Origin of the sequence: Amaricoccus sp. (assembly GCF_017995835.1) — a bacterium.
Taxonomy (GTDB): Bacteria; Pseudomonadota; Alphaproteobacteria; order Rhodobacterales; family Rhodobacteraceae; genus Amaricoccus.
Window position 1 is genome coordinate 1 of sequence record NZ_JAGOID010000069.1, and the last position, 16,945, is coordinate 16,945.

Below are 16,945 nucleotides of genomic sequence, written 5' to 3' on the forward strand. Positions count from 1 at the left end.
GCGACGACCATCTCGACGGCGGCGACGGGCGGGACACGCTCCAGGCCGGCGCAGGGAACGACACGCTGCTCGGCGGCCGCGGCTCCGACGTCCTCGATGGCGGCGGCGGCTTCGACACCGCGAGCTACATTGGCCACGGCGCGGCCGTGACGGTGAACATGACCACGGGCACGGCCTCCAGCGTGATCGCGGCCGTGACCGAGACCGAGACCGACACGCTCGCCGGTATCGAAAGGATCGTCGGCTCCAGCTACAACGACCAGATCGTCGCGGGCGCCACGACCGAGGTCGACGCCGGCGCCGGCGACGACTGGGTCTGGTCGGGCCCGGGCGGGAACCGGCTCGTCGGCGGCCTCGGCGAGGACAGCATCTCCTACGGCTCCTCGACGGCCGGCGTGAGCGTCAGCCTCGCCACCGGCGCGACCTCCGGCGGCTGGGCCCAGGGCGATAGCATCACCGGCTTCGAGCATCTCTACGGCTCGGCCCACGACGACACCCTGACCGGCAACGCGCTCGCCAACACGATCTTCGGCAACGGCGGCGCCGACGTGATCAGCGCCGGCGGCGGGAACGACGTGGTCATGGGCGGCGCCGGCGCCGACCGGCTCTCGGGCGGCAGCGGCGTCGACACCTTCCGCTTCGGCCTCGCCAGCGACAGCGCCGGCGGCGCGGCAAACCACGACTGGATCATGGACTTCCAGAAGGGTCTCGACCGCATCGACCTGCGCGGCATCGACGCCAACGCCCATGTGGGCGGCTTCCAGAGCTTCACCCGGTTCATCGGCAACTCGAACCCGGAGGTCTCCTCCGACTTCACCGCCGGCACGATCAGCTGGCGCCAGACCGGCGGCGACACGCTGATCGACATCAACATCTCCGACAACACGACGAACGGTTGGGACGCCCCGGAGATGCAGATCCGCCTCGACGGGCTCTATACGCTGACCGTCTCGGACTTCATCCTCTGACGCCGGCGCGGGGCCGACCGCAAGCCCGGTCCCTGTCGTGCCCCGTCCCTGTCGTGCCGCCCCCGCCCGCGGGGCCGGTCAGGCGCTCGCCTTCGTCGCGGGCGCGGCCGGCTTCGCGAGTTGCGCCAGGTCGCGCGCGATGCCGAAGGCGCCGACCAGCCGGGCGCGTTCGTCGGCCCAGTCGCGGCGCAGGACGATGCGGTTGTCCTTGATCTTCGCCGTTCCCTTCTGGTCGTGCAGGAACTGCACCAGCCCGGCCGGATTGGCATACCTGTCGCCGTGGAAGACCACGGTCGCGCCCTTCGGCCCACCGTCGAGCCTCGCGATCCCCGCCCGCTTGCACAGCGCCTTGATGCGGACGACGGTCATCAGCGTGTCGACCTCCGCCGGCAGCGGCCCGAAACGGTCGATCAGCTCGGCCGCGAACCCCTCCATCTCGACCTTCCGCTCCAGCGAGGACAGCCGCCGGTAAAGCCCCAGCCGCACGTCGAGGTCGGGCACGTAGGCCTCGGGGATCAGCACCGGCACGCCGAGATTGATCTGCGGCGACCACTCGCCCTCGTCGGCCATCTCGACCTCGCCCGAGCGCAGCTTGGCGATCGCCTCCTCCAGCATCTCCTGGTAAAGCTCGAAGCCGACCTCGCGCACCTGCCCCGACTGCTCCTCGCCGAGGAGGTTGCCGGCGCCGCGGATGTCGAGGTCCTGGCTCGCCAGCGTGAACCCCGCCCCGAGGCTGTCGAGCGCCCCGAGCACGCGCAGCCGCTTCTCCGCCTGCGGCGTCAGCTTCTTGCGCGGCTCGGTCATGAAGAACGCATAGGCCCGCAGCTTCGAGCGCCCCACCCGGCCGCGGATCTGGTAGAGTTGCGCCAGGCCGAACATGTCCGCGCGCTCCACGATCAGCGTGTTGGCGGCGGGGATGTCGAGACCGGACTCGACGATGGTCGTCGAGACCAGAACGTCGTACTTGCCGTCGTAGAAGGCGTTCATCCGCTCGTCGAGATCGGTCGCCGCCATCTGCCCGTGGGCGATGACGAACGTCGCTTCCGGCACGTGCTCCTTCAGGAACGCCTCCACGTCGGCGAGATCGGAGATGCGCGGCACGACATAGAACGCCTGCCCGCCCCGGAACCGCTCGCGCAGCAGCGCCTCGCGCACCGTCACCGGGTCGAACTCGCTCACATAGGTGCGGATCGCCAGCCGGTCGACGGGCGGCGTCGCGATCAGCGACAGCTCCCGCACCCCGGACAGAGCCATCTGCAAGGTGCGCGGGATCGGCGTCGCGGTCAGCGTCAGCACGTGGACGTCCGAGCGCAGGGCCTTCAGCCGCTCCTTGTGGGCGACGCCGAAGTGCTGCTCCTCGTCGATGATCAAGAGCCCGAGACTGGCGAAGCGCACCCCCTTGGCGAGGAGCGCGTGGGTGCCGATGACGATCTCGACCTTGCCGCGGGCGAGGTCGTCGCGCGTCTCCGTCGCCTCCTTCGCCGGGACGAAGCGCGAGAGCTGCCGCACCCGGACCGGCAGGCCGCGGAACCGTTCGGAGAAGCTCTTGTAGTGCTGCCGCGCCAGCAGCGTCGTCGGCGCGATCACCGCGACCTGCACCCCCGACATCGCCGCGACGAAGGCGGCGCGCAGCGCCACCTCGGTCTTGCCGAAGCCGACGTCGCCGCAGATCAGCCGGTCCATCGGCTGGCCGCTCTCCATGTCGCCGAGCACATCGGCGATGGCGGCGAGCTGGTCGTCGGTCTCGGCATAGGGGAAGCGGGCGCAGAACTCATCCCAGACGTGATGCTCGGGCGGCGTCAGGACAGCGCCCTTGCGCAGCGCCCGCTCGGCGGCGACCCGGATCAGCCGCTCCGCCATGTCGCGGATGCGCGCCTTCAGCCGCGCCTTCTTCGCCTGCCACGCCCCGCCGCCCAGCCTGTCGAGGAGGCCCTCCTCGTGGCCGTAGCGGCTGAGCAGCTCGACGTTCTCCACCGGCAGATACAGCTTGTCGCCGCCGGCGTACTCGATGCGCAGGCACTCGTGCGGCGCCCCCATCGCGGTGACGGTCTCGAGCCCCTGATAGCGGCCGACGCCATGGTCGACATGCACGACCAGTTCGCCCGCGCCGAGGCCCGCCGCCTCGACGAGAAAATTCTCCGCCCGCCGCCGCCGGCGCGGCGCGCGGATCAGCCGGTCGCCGAGCACGTCCTGCTCGGCGATGACCGTCAGCCCCTCGGCCTCGAAGCCGCGCTCGAGCGGCCAGACCGCGAGGCCGAGTCCGCCGCCGCCCGCGAGGTCGCCCGCCCGCGCGATCTCCCTTGCCCCCTCGACCCGGCTGTCGGCAAGAAGCCCCGCCAGCCGCTCGCGCGAGCCGGGCGAATAGGACGCGACCACCACATCGCCCGCGCGCCGCCGCGCCTTCACATGGCCCGCCAGCGCATCGAAGAGGTCCACCCCCTCCTGCTGCCGCTCCGGCGCGAAACTGCGCCCGAGCCGCCCGCCCGCGTCGATGACCCCGGGCCCGAGCGGCTGCGGCAGGGCGGCGAGCCGCTGCACCGAGCGCCCGTCCAGCGCCGCCTCCAGCGCCTCGGGATCGAGATAGAGCTCGCCCGGGGGCACGGGCTTGTAGACCGTCCCGAGCTTCGACTTCGCCGCCAGCGCCACGGCGCGCGCCGCGTACTGCTCGCCGAGCGCCGCCCAGCGCGCCGAATGCGCAGCGTCAAAGGTCTCGTCGAGCACGACCGGCGCGCCGGGCAGATAGTCGAGCAGCGTCCCCAGCCCGTCATGGAACAACGGCAGCCAGTGCTCGTAGCCCTGGTGCCTGCGCCCCGCGCTCACCGCCTCGTAGAGCGGATCGTCGTTGCCCGCCGCCCCGAACATGGCGCGATAGCGCGTGCGGAAGCGCTGGATCGAGGCGTCGTCGAGCACGACCTCCGAGACCGGCGCCAACTCGACCCGCTTCAGGCTCGCCGTCGTCCGCTGCGTCTCTGCGTCGAAGCGGCGCGCGCTCTCCAGAACGTCGCCGAAGAGATCGAGCCGCACCGGCCCGCCAGTCCCCGGCGGATAGAGGTCGACGATGCCGCCGCGCACCGCGAACTCGCCCGGCTCGGTCACCGTCGGGGCCTGGTGAAACCCCATCCGGGCGAGATAGTCCCGCAGGGCCCCGAGATCGAGCCGATGCCCGACGCTCGCCGTGAAAGCCGAGCCCGCCACCGTCTCCGGCTTCGGGGTGCGCTGGGTCAGGGCGTTGACCGTGGTCAGCAGCGCCGCCGGCCGGTCGAAGCCGCGGGCCAGCGTCGCCAGCGTCGCCATCCGCCGCGCCGCGACGTCGGGGTTGGGCGAGACCCGGTCATAGGGCAGGCAGTCCCAGGCCGGAAAGGTCAGAGCCGGAAGCTCGGGCGCGAAAAAGCGCAGCGCCGCGCGCATGGCGGCGAGCCGCGCGTCGTCGCGCGCGACATGGATCACCGGCCCGCCGGCGCGGTCGATGGTCCTCGCGAGGTAACGCCCGTCGAAGCCCTCGGGACATCCGCCGACGAGGAGCCTTCCGGGCCGGAGTGGAGCGGGCCCGTTCATGGCGGGCGACCTAGCGCAGCCCCCGCCCGCCTGCAAGCGCCGACGACCGGGGCCCGAGACGACGCCACCGGCGCGACCTCTGAGCGCGCCGCGGACGCGACGCCGCCACGGGCGCGACGCCGACGCGGCGCCGGGTCGGCCGGGCGGCGGCGGCCGCGAGGCCGTCGGCGACCGGCCGAAACGCTCCGGGGCCGGTCCCCCGGCGCGGCGTCAGGACCGGCGTCAGGACCGGCCGCCGCGGGCGAGACGGGCGGCGATCTGATCGGCGAGCGCCTCCACGGCGCGGGCATGCGCGTCGATCAGCCCCTGATACCCCGACCCCTGCGCGGGCAGCGAGATGGCGAAGCGGTCCGACGAGATCACCCGCCCGGACAGGTTCGACACGATCACGTACTGGCCCGAGAACTGGAACGGTCCCTCCGGCGCGCCGATCATCCGGTCGACGAAGACCTCCACCCGCAGGTCGGGCGACTCGTAGGCCGGCCACGGCTCGGTCGCCACCTGCGCGGCGATGCGGGACTGGAGCGCCGCGACGAGATGGCGCGTCAGCGCCCGCCGCGGCGTGTCCGCCCAGAGCGCGTTCTTGCTGAGCGTCACCGCCCCGGTCTCGTTCAGGACCGCGATCTCGACCGTCTCCGCATAGGCCGGAAGGCTCATGTCCGCGACGGCGACGCTGCCGGCCGAAGCCTGCCGGTCGGCCCCGACCGCCGGCGGCGTCAGGTAGTAGTCCGGCTTGCCGGCGCAGGCTGCGAGCCCGAGCGCCGCGAGAAGGAGAAGAAGGGCGCGGCGCATCGTCATCTCCCGAAGAGGACCGAGTTCGGCTTGCGCTCGAGCGCCAGCACCAGGGCGTTGACCGACTGCGCCGCGTTGCGCAGGTCGCGCAGCAGCGCCTGGGTCTCGCGGGTCAGCTCCGAACCGGGCGCGAAGCCGGCGACGGTCCGGTCCGCGGTCGCGGCCAGCCGGTCGATGCGCTCGATCAGCGCCGGCAACTGCGCCGCCGCCGCGGTGATGGCGGCGGCCGCCTCGTCGGCGGCGGCCAGCGCGTTGTTGACGTTCGTCACCGCGCCGCCCTCGCGCAGCTCGGTCACGAGCCCGCGCACCTGGGCGAGCGACTGCGACAGCTCGGTCGGGACCTGCTTCATGCCGTCCGAGGCGAGGAGCGTCTCGGTGGTGTCGAGGGTCCGCGTCGCCTGCGTCACCAACTCGTCCAGCGGCAGCTGCTCGACCCGGGCCGAGAGTGCGCGCAGGTTCTCGATCACCTCGGGCATCTTCTGCGTCGCGGTGTCGACGTTGGCCGCGGCGCGCTCGGCCGAGGCGACCGCCTTGGCGATCTCAACCCCGAGATTGGCGGCGCGCAGCTCGTCCGTCAGCTGACGCAGCGAGGCCACGGTGGCGTTGACGTTCTCCACCGTTCCGCCGGCGCGCAGCTCGGCGATCAGCCCGCGGATCTCGGCGAGCGCATCGTCGACCGAACCGGGGATGGCCGCGACCTTCTCGCTGCGGACCAGCGCGTCGATGCCGTCCACCGTCCGGGTCGCCGAGGCCATGAACTCGTCGAGCGGCAGCGCGCGCGCCTCGTCGGCGGCCCCGCCCACGCTCGCCATCAGCGCCGGCACGCCGTCGGCGGCGACGCCGAACTTCTCGATCGTCGTCCGCGTCGTCTCGATCGTCTCGGTCAGCGCCGTCACCAACTCCTGCGTCTCGACCTCGCCCACCACCTCGCGGATGGAGGCGAGCGTCTGGGCGATCTGCGCCGGGGTCTCCTTGATGCCGCTGGTTTCCACCACCTCGCGGATGTCGGCGATCAGCGCGCCGATGTTCGCGGGCGCGGTGCGGACGTTCGGATCGGCGACCACCGCGTTGACGTTGGCAAGGAGCGTCGTGAACGTCCGCACCAGATCCTCGAGCGGCAGCGCCGCGAGGCGGTTCATCACGCCCTCGGCCGAGGCGGCGAGTCCGGAGGTCTCGGCCGGCGCCGAGGGGATCACCGGCAACGGCAGCGCGTCGCGGTCGAGCGTCGCCGGCGCCGCGTCGGGAAGCTCGGCGAGGTTGACGTAGAGCGACTGCCCGAGCAGCCCCGCGCTCGCGAGCTGCGCCCGCAGACCCTGCGCCACGAGGTCCGAGAGAAGGTTCAGCCCGGCCTCGGGGATAGCGCCGGGCTCGGCGGTCACGCCCATGCGTTGGGGGACGACCGCCAGCGTGACCCGCATCCGGAGCGTCGTCTCGCCGTCCTCGCGGCCCACCACCGGCTGGAAGGCCGTCACCTCGCCGACGGTCACGCCGCGGAACGCGACCTTCGCCCCCGGCTCCAGCCCGCTGACGCTCGAATCGAAAAAGGCGTCGAGGCTGACCCGCTCGCCGGGCAGGTCCTCGATGGCGTTCTGCCGCGCCGCCGATTCGGAGGCGTAGAGCTCGTAGACGTGCCCCGCCTCGACCCGCGCGCCCCGGGCGCCGATCTGGGCGAAGCCGACGCCGCCGCGCACCAGCGCGGCGAGGCTCTCGACGCTGATCGTCGCCCCCCCGGCGCCGAGGTTGAGCGAAAAGCCCGAGGCGTTCCAGAACCGCGCCCCCTCGGTCAGGAACGCGTCGTAGGGCGCATTGACGAAGAGGTCGACAAAGACGTCGCCCTGGTCGGTCAGCTCGACCTTCTCGACCCGGCCGACCGGGATCCGCTTGTAGAGGATCGGCGCGCCCGCGGCGATCGAGCCCCCGTTCGGAGCGCGCAGGCGCACGCGCAGGCCCGGCTGGTCGGCGCGGGTCAGCGGCGGCTGCGGCAGCGCGGTGAAGCGGTCGGCCGGCGTGCCCGCCTCGCCGCTCCAGAACGCCTCGATGTAGACGCCCGAGAGCACCGTCTCGATCCCGGTCACGCCCTGGGCGGAGACCTGCGGCCGGACGACCCAGAACTCGGCGTTCGAGTCGAGATACTGCGCCATCGACTTTTCCATTCGCGCCGTGGCGACCACGTTCCTGAGGTCGGGCGTGAAGGCGATGGTCTCGACGACCCCGATGTTGACGTCGCGGAAGCGGACCGTGGTCTTGCCGGCCTCGATGCCGGCGGCGCTGTCGAGGATAATCTCGATGGCGGGTCCGCGCGCGGAATAGCTCTGCCAGGCCACGAAGAGCGAGATGGCGAGCGCAATGAGCGGAACGAGCCAGACGGCCGAGATCCGGCGCGAGCGCGGTTCGGTCTTCGGCTCCTCGATCAGAGGCTCCTGCGCGTCAGTCATTCCTGCCCTTGCTTCCGTCGGCGCTGTCCCAGATCAGCCTCGGGTCCATAGACTGCGCCGAGACCATGGTAAAGGCGACCGAAAGCGCGAAGAAGACGGCGGCCGGCCCCGGGTGGATCGAGGCGAAGAAACCCATCTGGATCAGCGCCGTCAGGATGGCCACGACGAAGACGTCGACCATCGACCAGCGCCCGATGAACTCCACCGCCTCGTAGAGCTTCATGCGCGCATGGACCGAGATCGGCAGGCTGCGCTGAATCGAGAGCGCGAGGACCGCGATCGTCAGGATCTTCGAGATCGGGATGACCACGCTGGCCAGAAAGACCACCCCGGCGATCAGGTAGGCGCCATGGTGCGTGAGATCGATCACGCCGCCGACGATGGTCGAGGAGAGCTTCCGGCCGGTGATGGTGGTGATCATCATCGGCAGCAGGTTGGCCGGGATGTAGGCCATCACGCCGACGAAAAGCCACGCCCAGACCCGTTGCAACGACGCGGGCTCGCGGCTGTGCAGGTGTGCGTGGCAGCGCGGGCAACGGGCTTCTCCGGCAGGAGAGACCCTGCCGCAGGCGCGGCAGCCCACCAGCCCCGCCGCGCGGGCGGTCAGCGCGGGGCCGTGCGGTCCAGCCTGCGCCATATCGACCAGTCGTCGAGGCTCGTCGCCTCGAGCACCACGAGGAGGACCATGCACGCCATCGCCCAGAAGGCCGGCCCGAGCGACACCGAGGCCATGCCCGCGACCTTCACCAGCGCGACGACCACCCCGATGATGAAGACCTCCGCCATCGACCACGGCCGGAGCGCCCCCGCCAGGCGGAAGGCCTCGTGAGCGCCCGGCGCGGGCGGGCGCCCGAGCCGGACCGGCAGGATAACATAGGCGAGCGCGAAGGCGCGCATCAAGGGGATGACGACGATCAGCATCCCGACCGCGACCGCGAGCGGCATGGTGAGCCCGTCGGAGAACGCCAGCGCCGCGTCGAGCACCGAGGCCTTGCGGGTCAGGCCGAAGGTGTGCAGCTCGAGGAAGGGAAACATCACCGCCCCGACCATCAGCACGACCACGGCGAAGGCGGCGGCCAGCGTCCGGTCGAGCGCATGCGGGCGGTTGGTCATCATGACCTCGCCACAGCGCCCGCAGCGCACCCGCCCGCCGATCGGCGGCTCGACCTCGCGGTTCAGCGCGTCGCAATAGGGACAGGCGGTCAGCCCCTCGCCGTCTCGGGCAGGCGTCGGAAGCGTCCCGGGGGGAGAGGTGGCGACCATGCGCCCGTGTAGGGCCTTTCCACGGCGCGGGGAAGACGCGACGACGCGGCGCGCGCCCGCGCGGCGTCAGCCGTCGATCGCGATCACCACCCGGCCCCGGATGCGCCCCGCCACGATCTCGGCGGCGAGGTCGGGGAGCGCGGACATCGGCTCGACCCGGGCGATGCGGGCGAGATGCGCCTTGTCGAGGCGGGCGGCAAGCGTCGCCCAGGCGCGGTCGCGCTTCGCCTGAGGAGCCATCACGCTGTCGACGCCGAGCAGCGCCACGCCGCGCAGGATGTGCGGCGCCACGGTCGCGGGCAAGTCCATCCCCCCGGCGAGCCCGCAGGCCGCCACCGCGCCGCCATAGACCGTCTGCGCCAGCACGTTGGCGAGCGTCGTCGAGCCGACCGAATCGACCGCGCCGCCCCAGCGCTCCTTCTGCAACGGCGCGCCCTTCTCTGCGAGCGCCTCGCGCGCCACGAAGCCGGTCGCGCCGAGCGCGGCGAGGTAGTCCTGCGTCTCCGGGCGCCCGGTGGCCGCCGTCACCCGGTAGCCGGCTGCCGCCAGCAGGCTGATGGCGGTCGAGCCGACGCCGCCGGCGGCCCCCGTCACCAGCACCTCGGCCCCGCCGGGCGCGATGACGCCCCAGTCCTCCAGCGCGTTCACGCAAAGCGCCGCGGTGTAGCCCGCGCTGCCGACGGCCATGGCCTGCTCGGGCGTGAAGCCCTCCGGGATCCGGGTCAGCCATTCCGGCTTCAGCCGCTGGAAGCGCGAATAGCCGCCCCATTCGGTCTCCGAGAGACCCCAGCCGTTGACGATCACCCGGTCGCCCGGACGCCACGCCGGCGACCGGCTCTCGACCACCACGCCCGCAAGGTCGATACCCGCCACCATCGGCAGGCGGCGCGCGATCCGGCCCTTGCCGGTGACGGCGAGCCCATCCTTGTAATTCAGGGTGGAGTGCGAAATTTCGACCAGCACGTCGTGGTCGGGCAGGTCGGCGAGCGTCAGCTCGGCGAACTCCGCCTTCGGCTTGCCGTCGCGGTCGACAATCGTCAGGGCGCGAAACGTCTCGGTCATGGTTCTCCTCCCGTCTCGTTTCCCGGCGGCGGGCGGCACGGGCATCACCGCCATTTAGGGGCTTTCGTCGGCGCGCGAAAGCCGCCGCGGCGGCGCAGGGCGGCTTCGGCCCCGCTATCGCGCAGGGTCGACCCCCTCGGCGAAGATGGCCTTCCAGTCCTCCTTCATGCTGATCACGGTCCAGCCCCGGGCCTCGGCCTCATCCATCAGGGACTGGCTGAACGTGCCGATTTGACTGTCCGGCAGGCCGTTCGCCGGGCCATAGGCGAGAGCGGCTGCTCGACCCAGATCGTCCCGTCCTGGTCGAAGGTGGCGATCCGGTCGCCGGGCGCGACGAAGGTCGCCCTCGGTGGTGGTCTCGGCGACGAGGTCGAGGATCGCCTTTAACTGCCCGCAAAGTCGAGCTTATAGCGGCGGGCTCATGAAACGACTCGCGGACCTTTTTGAGCCTTAACACTTTTATCGTGTGTACTCAGGTAGTTACCCTACCTATCACGCGTGTTAGCCCGTGTTGCGCCGGGTGGCCTGGTAGACTCGCCGGTATTACGCCCCCGCTGGTCTTCGATCTCGCCGAGCGCCTCCCACAAGCTGCGTCCCATCGCAAGTCACCTCCATCCTGGTGGCTACCCGACGGAAGCCACTTCGCTAAGGTTGTCATCCCGAACCGCCTGCGGTCGTTTGAATCACCCTGACGGGATCATGGGGGTCGGTTCCCTTTTCGTGCCTGCCGGGTAAACTCGGCTGATTGGCCCCTGCGGCCGGAACGGAGACGGCATGGCCCTGTGGAAACAGCTCGCGCTCGCGCTGGCCGTCGTCGCGGCCGCCGTGGCCGGCTGGGCCTACTGGATGCCCGGCGCGGCAACGTTCCTCGGCCGGCTCGGCGTCCCGACCCGCGCCGCCGCGCCCGGACCCGAAGGCGGCCAGGGCGGTTTCGGCGGCCTCGGCGGCCCGACGGTGGTCGCCGGCGCGCCGGTGCGGGAGGGCCGCGCCAATTCCCGCGTCTCGGCCATCGGCGATGGCCGCGCGCTGCGCTCGGTCGCGGTGAAGCCCCTCGACTCCGGCCGGCTTGTCGCGGTCGAGGTCGAGGCGGGGGCCATGGTGGCGCCGGGCGACGTGATCGCGCGGCTCGACAGCGACATCGAGGAGATCGCCCTCGAGCGCGCCCGCCTCGTCGAGGCCGACGCGGAAGCGACCTACGCCCGGGTGGAACGGCTGCGCCGGAACGGCGCGGCGACCGACGTGCAGGAGAGCGAGGCGCGGCTGGGGCTGGAGCGCGCCAGGCTGGAGCGCCGCGACGCCGCCGTGGCGCTCGACCGCCGCGCCATCCTCGCCCCGATCGGCGGCATCGTCGGCCTGCTGCCGTTGCAGGTCGGCGCGCAGGTCGGAACGACCGACGAGATCGCCACCATCGAGGACCGCTCGAGCGTCCTCGTCGAGTTCCGCGTCCCCGAGCGGGTGGTGGGGCTTCTCGACGTCGGCGCGCCGGTGGCTGCGACGCCCCTCGCCCGCCCCGATCTCGTGCTGGAGGGCCGGGTGACGGCGCTCGACAACCGCATCGACGCGACGAGCCGGACGCTGCTCGTCCAGGCGGCGCTGCCGAACGACGACGACCGGCTGCGCTCGGGCATGGCCTTCTCCATCGACATCCGCCTGCGCGGCGACCCATATCCGGAGGTGGACGCGCTCGCGGTGCAGTGGGACGGCGACGGCGCCTTCGTCTGGGTCGGCCGCGACGGCCGGGCGACGCGGGTGCCGGTGCGCGTCGTGCAGCGCAGCGGCCAGACCGCGCTCGTCGCCGCCGCGTTCCTCCCCGGCGACCGGGTGGTCACAGACGGGGTTCAGCGCCTGCGCGAGGGGGGCGAACTGCGCTTCCTCGGCGACCCCGATCCCACGCCCGCCCGCGACACGCCCGCAAGCGCGGGGTCGGGCGGATGAGCGCGGGCCGCGATCCGGCGCCTGTCTCGGCCGCCCGGGCGGGAGGCGGCGTCGCGCTTTTCGTGCGTCGGCCGATCCTCGCCTTCGTGCTCTCCGCGCTTATCGTGATCGCCGGACTCGCGAGCCTGCTCGGCGTCGAGGTGCGCGAGCTGCCGGACGTCGACCGGCCGGTGCTGACCGTGACCACCCGGTTCGACGGCGCCTCGCCCGAGACGATCGACCGCGAGATCACCGCTCCGATCGAGGGCGCGATCGGTCGCGTCCAGGGGGTGAAGGCGATTTCCTCGACCTCGCGCTTCGGCCGCAGCCGCGTCACTGCCGAGTTCGGCGACGCCGTGGACCTCGACGTCGCCGCGACCGACGCGCGCGACGCCGTCGCCCGTATCCGCAACTCGCTGCCCGACGACGCGGAGGATCCGCGCATCGTCAAGGCCGACGACAACGCCGACGCGGTGATGCGCATCGGCGTCACCTCGCCGACGCGCAGCGTCGCCGAGCTGACCGAGATGGTGGAGAACGAGGTCGAGGACCGCCTGATCGCGGTGCCCGGCGTCGCCGACGTGCAGGTGAACGGCGCGCGCGAGTTGCAGTTCCGCGTCGACATCGACCAGCGCCAGATGGCGAGCCGCGGCCTGACGCTGGCCGAGCTGCGCGCCGCGCTCGCCAACGCCGCCTTCGACTCGCCCGCGGGCGAGATCTCCAGCCGCGACCAGAGCATCGTGGTGCGCGCCACCGCCGCCGTGGCGACGCCCGAGGAATTCGAGGCGATCATGCTCGGCGACGGCGTCGCCATCGGCGACGTGGCGAGCGTCACGCTCGGCCCGGACCCGGGCGCCTCGGTGCTGCGCGCCAACAGCGAGACCGGGATCGGCCTCGGGATCGTGCGGCAGGCGCAGTCGAACACGCTCGACATCTCCGCCGGGGTCCGCCGCGCCGTCGACGAGCTGAACGGCATCCTTCCCGAAGACGTCAGGGTGTTCGTCACCTCCGACGAGGCGGCCTTCATCACCGGCGCGATCCGCGAGGTGGCGCTGGCGCTGTTCTTCGCGGTGACGATCGTGATCGCGGTGATCTACCTGTTCCTGCGCGACTGGCGCGCCACGCTGATCCCCGCCGTCTCGATCCCGGTGGCGCTGATCGGAACCCTGGCGGCGATCTACCTCGCCGGCTTCTCGGTCAACATCCTGACGCTTCTGGCGCTGGTGCTCGCCACCGGCCTCGTCGTCGACGACGCCATCGTTGTGGTCGAGAACATCGTGCGACGCCGCGCCGAGGGCATGGGGCCGCGCGCCGCCGCGGTGATCGGCACGCGCCAGGTGTTCTTCGCCGTCATCGCCACGACGGCGACGCTCGCCGCGGTGTTCGTGCCGATCTCGTTCCTGCCCGGGCAGGCGGGCGGGCTCTTCCGCGAGTTCGGCTTCACGCTCGCCATTTCGGTCACGCTCTCGGCCGTGGTGGCGCTGACGCTCTGCCCGGTGATGGCGGCGCGCTTCCTGCGCCCGGCCGACGTCGCGCCGAAGCGCGGCCTGATCGCCGCGCTCGGCGCCGCGCTCGCCACGGCCTACCGCCGCAGCCTGCACCGGGCGCTCGACGCGCCGCTCGTCGTCGTCGCGACCTGCGTGATGCTCGCCGCGACCGCCTGGTTCGCCTTCGGCGGCGTCAAGCGCGAGCTGACCCCGCCCGAGGACCGGGCCATGGCGCTCGCCTCGGTCCGGGCGCCGCAAGGCGTCTCGCTCGACTACACCACCGCCAGGATGGCGGAGGTCGAGAACCTGCTCGCGCCGCTGCGCGCGTCGGGCGAGATCACCAACGTCTTTCTCATCGCCGGCGTCGGCGACCAGCCGAACCGCGGCTTCATCGTGCTGACGCTGGCCGACTGGGCCGACCGCGCCCGCAGCCAGGCCGAGATCGTCGTCGACGTGAACGCGGCGCTGCGCCGGGTCGTCGGCATCCAGGCCTTTGCGATCCAGCCGAACTCGCTCGGCATCCGCGGCGCCGGGCGCGGTCTGCAATTCGCGGTGCTCGGCGCGAACTACGCCGCGATCGCGGCGCAGGCCGAGACGCTCGCCGAACGGATGCGGGCCGAGGCGGGCGCCTTCGACGAAGTGACGGTCAGCTACGAGCCGAACCAGCCGCAGCTCTTCGTCGAGGTCGACCGCCGCCGCGCCTCCGACCTCGGGATCGAGATCGACGGCCTCGGGCAGGCGCTCCAGGGCATGCTCGACGGCGCGAAGGTCGCCACCGCCTTCATCGACGACGCGAGCTACGACGTCCGCATGGTCTCGACCTCGACGCCGGTCAACGACCCCTCGGACCTCGAGAACATCTTCGTGCGCACCGCCTCGGGCGCGATGGTGCCGATCTCCACCATCGTCTCGCTCGAGGAGCGCGCCGTGCCGCCCGAACTCGGCCGCGAGCAGCAACAGCGCGCCGTCTCGGTCACGGCGACGCTGCGGCCCGGCGTGGCGCTCGGCGACGCGCTGCATCGCGCCGAGGCGCTGGCCGCCGAGGTCCTGCCGGAGGGGACGCGCATCGTGCCGCTCGCCGAGGCCGCGACCCTCGCCGAGACGAACGCCTCGCTCCTGATCACCTTCGGCGCGGCGATCCTCGTCGTCTTCCTGGTGCTCGCCGCCCAGTTCGAGAGCTTCGTCAGCGCCCTGATCGTGATGGCGACCGTGCCGCTCGGGCTCGCCTGCGCGGTGTTCGCGCTGCTGATGACCGGGACGAGCCTCAACCTCTACAGCCAGATCGGCATCGTGCTCCTGGCCGGGGTGATGGCGAAGAACGGCATCCTGATCGTCGAGTTCGCCGACCAGCTCCGCGACGCCGGGCGAAGCGTGCGCGAGGCGATCGAGGAGGGCACGCTGATCCGCCTCCGCCCGGTGATGATGACCATGGCCGCGACCGTGCTCGGCGGCGTGCCGCTGATCTTCGCCCATGGCGCAGGGGCGGAGGCGCGCGAGGCGCTCGGCTGGATGATCGTCGGCGGCCTCGGCGTCGCGACGCTGGCGACGCTCTACGTCACCCCCGTCGCCTACCTGCTCCTCGCCGGCCTCGCAAAGCCCCGCGCCGCCGAGTCCCGCCGCCTCGCCGACGAACTCGCCGCCGCCTCAGCCGCCTGAACTCCGTTCACCTTCCTCCGGCCATCTGCGGCTCGAACGAAGCGAGCGGCACCCCTGCCCTATCGCGCAACCGGTTCGGCCCGCCGGCGCTCTGCTTCTCTGAGGCCGTACTTTGTCGTATGGCCCGGCTCAGGCGTCGGTCCCAACTCGCGACGCGATACCTCCACCAGCCTGTCGATCGTTCGCCAAACCAGATAGGCGACCCAGCCGAGAACTACCAGCAGGATCAGGACCGCCGGCAGGGAGTGGATCTCCAGTCCGAACACGAGCACTCCTCCTGTCACACCTACCTCGCAATGTAGGCCTGCCCAATCGGAAAGTCACCCTCCCTGCCGTCGAATGATGTCGCCTTCGCAGGACCGCAGCTGCGACTCGAGGGCGCCGAGGGCGTTCGTGCCGCCCCTCTCGAGATTCTTCAGATAGCGCATCCGCTGCATTCCCTTGAGACCTAGGCCCACGATGCCCATGCCCGCGATGGCCACGAGCACCACGCCACCCGAGCCGAGGGTCGCCACAAGCGCGAGGGCGCCGAAGGGTGCGCCCCCGCCCACCACGATCGCCGACGCGGCGACGACCTTGGTTGTCTCGTCGTAGTCCTCGATACGCTGCTCCCCTTCGGCCTTGAAGATCGCGATCCACTGCAACAATACCCGGGCAGCTTCGAGCGCATCATTGCGATCCTTGATCGCCTGTGCCAGCTCGACGGTCCGCACGGGGTCGTTGCCGATCGCAACCAGCATGGCCCGGAGCTCGCGTCGCGTTTCTACGTCGATCGGCTTGTCGTCGATCAGCCCGAACAGATCGGTAAAGTCCGCCATCGCGCCAACCCTCGCTGGAACCCCAATAAGGAGGGGAAAGAACGTTTGATCGGTCAAGAAAGGATCGAGCGGGCGCCTCGCACTGACGCCGTCCTTGATCGATCGGGACTGCCTCAGCCGCCGGCGCCTGACCCGGCGAGGAGCGGCGCGACGCGCTTCGTCACGATCTCGGGGGTCAGCGGCCCGGGATAGCGCATGAGGATCGTGCCGTCGCCGGCGAGGACGAAGGTCTCCGGCACGCCGTAGATGCCCCAGTCGAGCCCGATCCGCCCGGTCGGGTCGGTCGCCACCGCCGCGTAGGGGTCGCCGAGCTCGGCGAGGAAGGCGGCCGCGTTGGCGGGGTCGTCCTTGTAGTTCACGCCGAAGACCCGCACCCCGGCGTCGGCCAGCGCCTTCAGCTCGGGATGCTCCACCCGGCACGGCCCGCACCAGCTCGCCCAGAAGTTCACCAGCGTCACCTCGCCGGCGCGCAACGCCGCATCGTCGGGCCGCGGCCGGTCGCCGAGCGCGCCGGCGGCGGTCAGCGACGGCGCCGGCCGACCGGCCAGCGCGCTCGGCAGCTCGTCCCGATCGCCGCTCTTCAGCGCGACGAAGGCGACCGCCGCGAAGGCGAGGAAGAGCAGCGGGGGCAGCGCGAGGAGGAAGCTACGCCGCATCGGAGCCCCGCCCCGCCGCCCGCGCCGCCTCGGCCTCGCCGAGCGCGCGGCGCACCCGCGCCGCCCGCGCCAGCGACGCCGCCACCAGCCCGCCAAGGAGCGCGATCGTCACGCCGTAGGCGGCGAGAACCGGAACCGCGTAGGCGCCGAGCCCGGACATCACGCCGCCCGCGCCTCGAGCGCCTCGAGCGCCCGGAGCCGCCGCGCTCGAATCTCCGTCCGCGTGCGCGTCAGGGTCAGCGCGACGAACAACAGGACGAAGCCCGCGATTGCGACGAGGAGCGGGAAATAGAACGCATCGTCGACGTTCTCGCGCGCGTCCATGGAGAGCGACGGCCC

At 72.0% G+C, this 16,945-nt stretch carries 13 protein-coding genes and 1 pseudogene; 3 read left to right on the plus strand and 11 right to left on the minus strand.

The features are described from left to right. A partial coding sequence (locus KBA23_RS11360; protein ID WP_290740919.1) for a calcium-binding protein occupies nt 1–968 on the plus strand: 968 nt, incomplete at its 5' end. A 78-nt stretch (nt 969–1,046) separates the two neighbouring features. Here the strand turns inward: KBA23_RS11360 and mfd are convergent. The 6 genes from mfd to KBA23_RS11390 form a co-directional block, all read right to left on the minus strand. Beyond that, nucleotides 1,047–4,523, minus strand: a complete 3,477-nt coding sequence (gene mfd / locus KBA23_RS11365) for a transcription-repair coupling factor (RefSeq protein WP_290740922.1) — start codon at nt 4,521–4,523, stop codon at nt 1,047–1,049. 222 nt (nt 4,524–4,745) lie between these two features. Beyond that, nucleotides 4,746–5,315 (minus strand): membrane integrity-associated transporter subunit PqiC, encoded by a 570-nt coding sequence (locus tag KBA23_RS11370; protein WP_290740925.1) that lies wholly within the window; start codon nt 5,313–5,315, stop codon nt 4,746–4,748. Nucleotides 5,316–5,317: 2 nt separating this feature from the next. Beyond that, a complete protein-coding gene (locus tag KBA23_RS11375; protein WP_290740928.1) occupies nt 5,318–7,750 on the minus strand; it encodes an MlaD family protein in 2,433 nt (810 codons plus the stop codon). Next, on the minus strand, nt 7,743–8,387 hold the full coding sequence (locus KBA23_RS11380) for a paraquat-inducible protein A (RefSeq protein WP_290740931.1): 645 nt from the start codon (nt 8,385–8,387) through the stop codon (nt 7,743–7,745). The genes KBA23_RS11375 and KBA23_RS11380 overlap by 8 nt, the downstream gene beginning before the upstream one ends. Then, nucleotides 8,354–9,013, minus strand: coding sequence for a paraquat-inducible protein A (locus KBA23_RS11385; RefSeq protein ID WP_290740934.1), 660 nt, complete (start codon nt 9,011–9,013; stop codon nt 8,354–8,356). Before KBA23_RS11385 ends, KBA23_RS11380 begins: the two co-directional genes overlap by 34 nt. A gap of 66 nt (nt 9,014–9,079) precedes the next feature. Continuing rightward, entirely contained in the window at nt 9,080–10,075 is a 996-nt protein-coding gene (locus KBA23_RS11390) for an MDR family oxidoreductase (protein WP_290740937.1), read from the minus strand. A gap of 774 nt (nt 10,076–10,849) precedes the next feature. On the opposite strand from KBA23_RS11390, the gene KBA23_RS11395 reads away from it, so the two are divergent. Both KBA23_RS11395 and KBA23_RS11400 read left to right on the plus strand, forming a co-directional pair. Next, entirely contained in the window at nt 10,850–12,010 is a 1,161-nt protein-coding gene (locus KBA23_RS11395) for an efflux RND transporter periplasmic adaptor subunit (protein WP_290740939.1), read from the plus strand. Further along, entirely contained in the window at nt 12,007–15,132 is a 3,126-nt protein-coding gene (locus KBA23_RS11400) for an efflux RND transporter permease subunit (protein WP_290740941.1), read from the plus strand. The genes KBA23_RS11395 and KBA23_RS11400 overlap by 4 nt, the downstream gene beginning before the upstream one ends. 59 nt (nt 15,133–15,191) lie before the next feature. Here KBA23_RS11400 and KBA23_RS11405 read toward each other — a convergent pair whose 3' ends face one another. From KBA23_RS11405 to KBA23_RS11425, 5 genes and pseudogenes are all read right to left on the minus strand, one after another. Then, nucleotides 15,192–15,398, minus strand: a complete 207-nt coding sequence (locus KBA23_RS11405) for a hypothetical protein (protein WP_290740943.1) — start codon at nt 15,396–15,398, stop codon at nt 15,192–15,194. Between the two features lie 54 nt (nt 15,399–15,452). Next, nucleotides 15,453–15,950, minus strand: a complete 498-nt coding sequence (locus KBA23_RS11410; RefSeq protein WP_290740945.1) for a hypothetical protein — start codon at nt 15,948–15,950, stop codon at nt 15,453–15,455. A gap of 113 nt (nt 15,951–16,063) precedes the next feature. Then, nucleotides 16,064–16,606 carry a DsbE family thiol:disulfide interchange protein gene (locus tag KBA23_RS11415; protein ID WP_290740947.1) on the minus strand — a complete coding sequence of 181 codons (543 nt, stop codon included), beginning with the start codon at nt 16,604–16,606 and terminating at the stop codon, nt 16,064–16,066. After that, the gene (ccmD, locus tag KBA23_RS11420) at nt 16,596–16,769 is read right to left on the minus strand and encodes a heme exporter protein CcmD (RefSeq protein ID WP_290740949.1); all 174 of its coding nucleotides are present in this window, start codon (nt 16,767–16,769) and stop codon (nt 16,596–16,598) included. The genes KBA23_RS11415 and ccmD overlap by 11 nt, the downstream gene beginning before the upstream one ends. Next, nucleotides 16,766–16,945 (minus strand): annotated as a pseudogene (locus KBA23_RS11425) (transcriptional regulator); the annotation flags it as partial. The gene ccmD and the pseudogene KBA23_RS11425, both read right to left, overlap by 4 nt.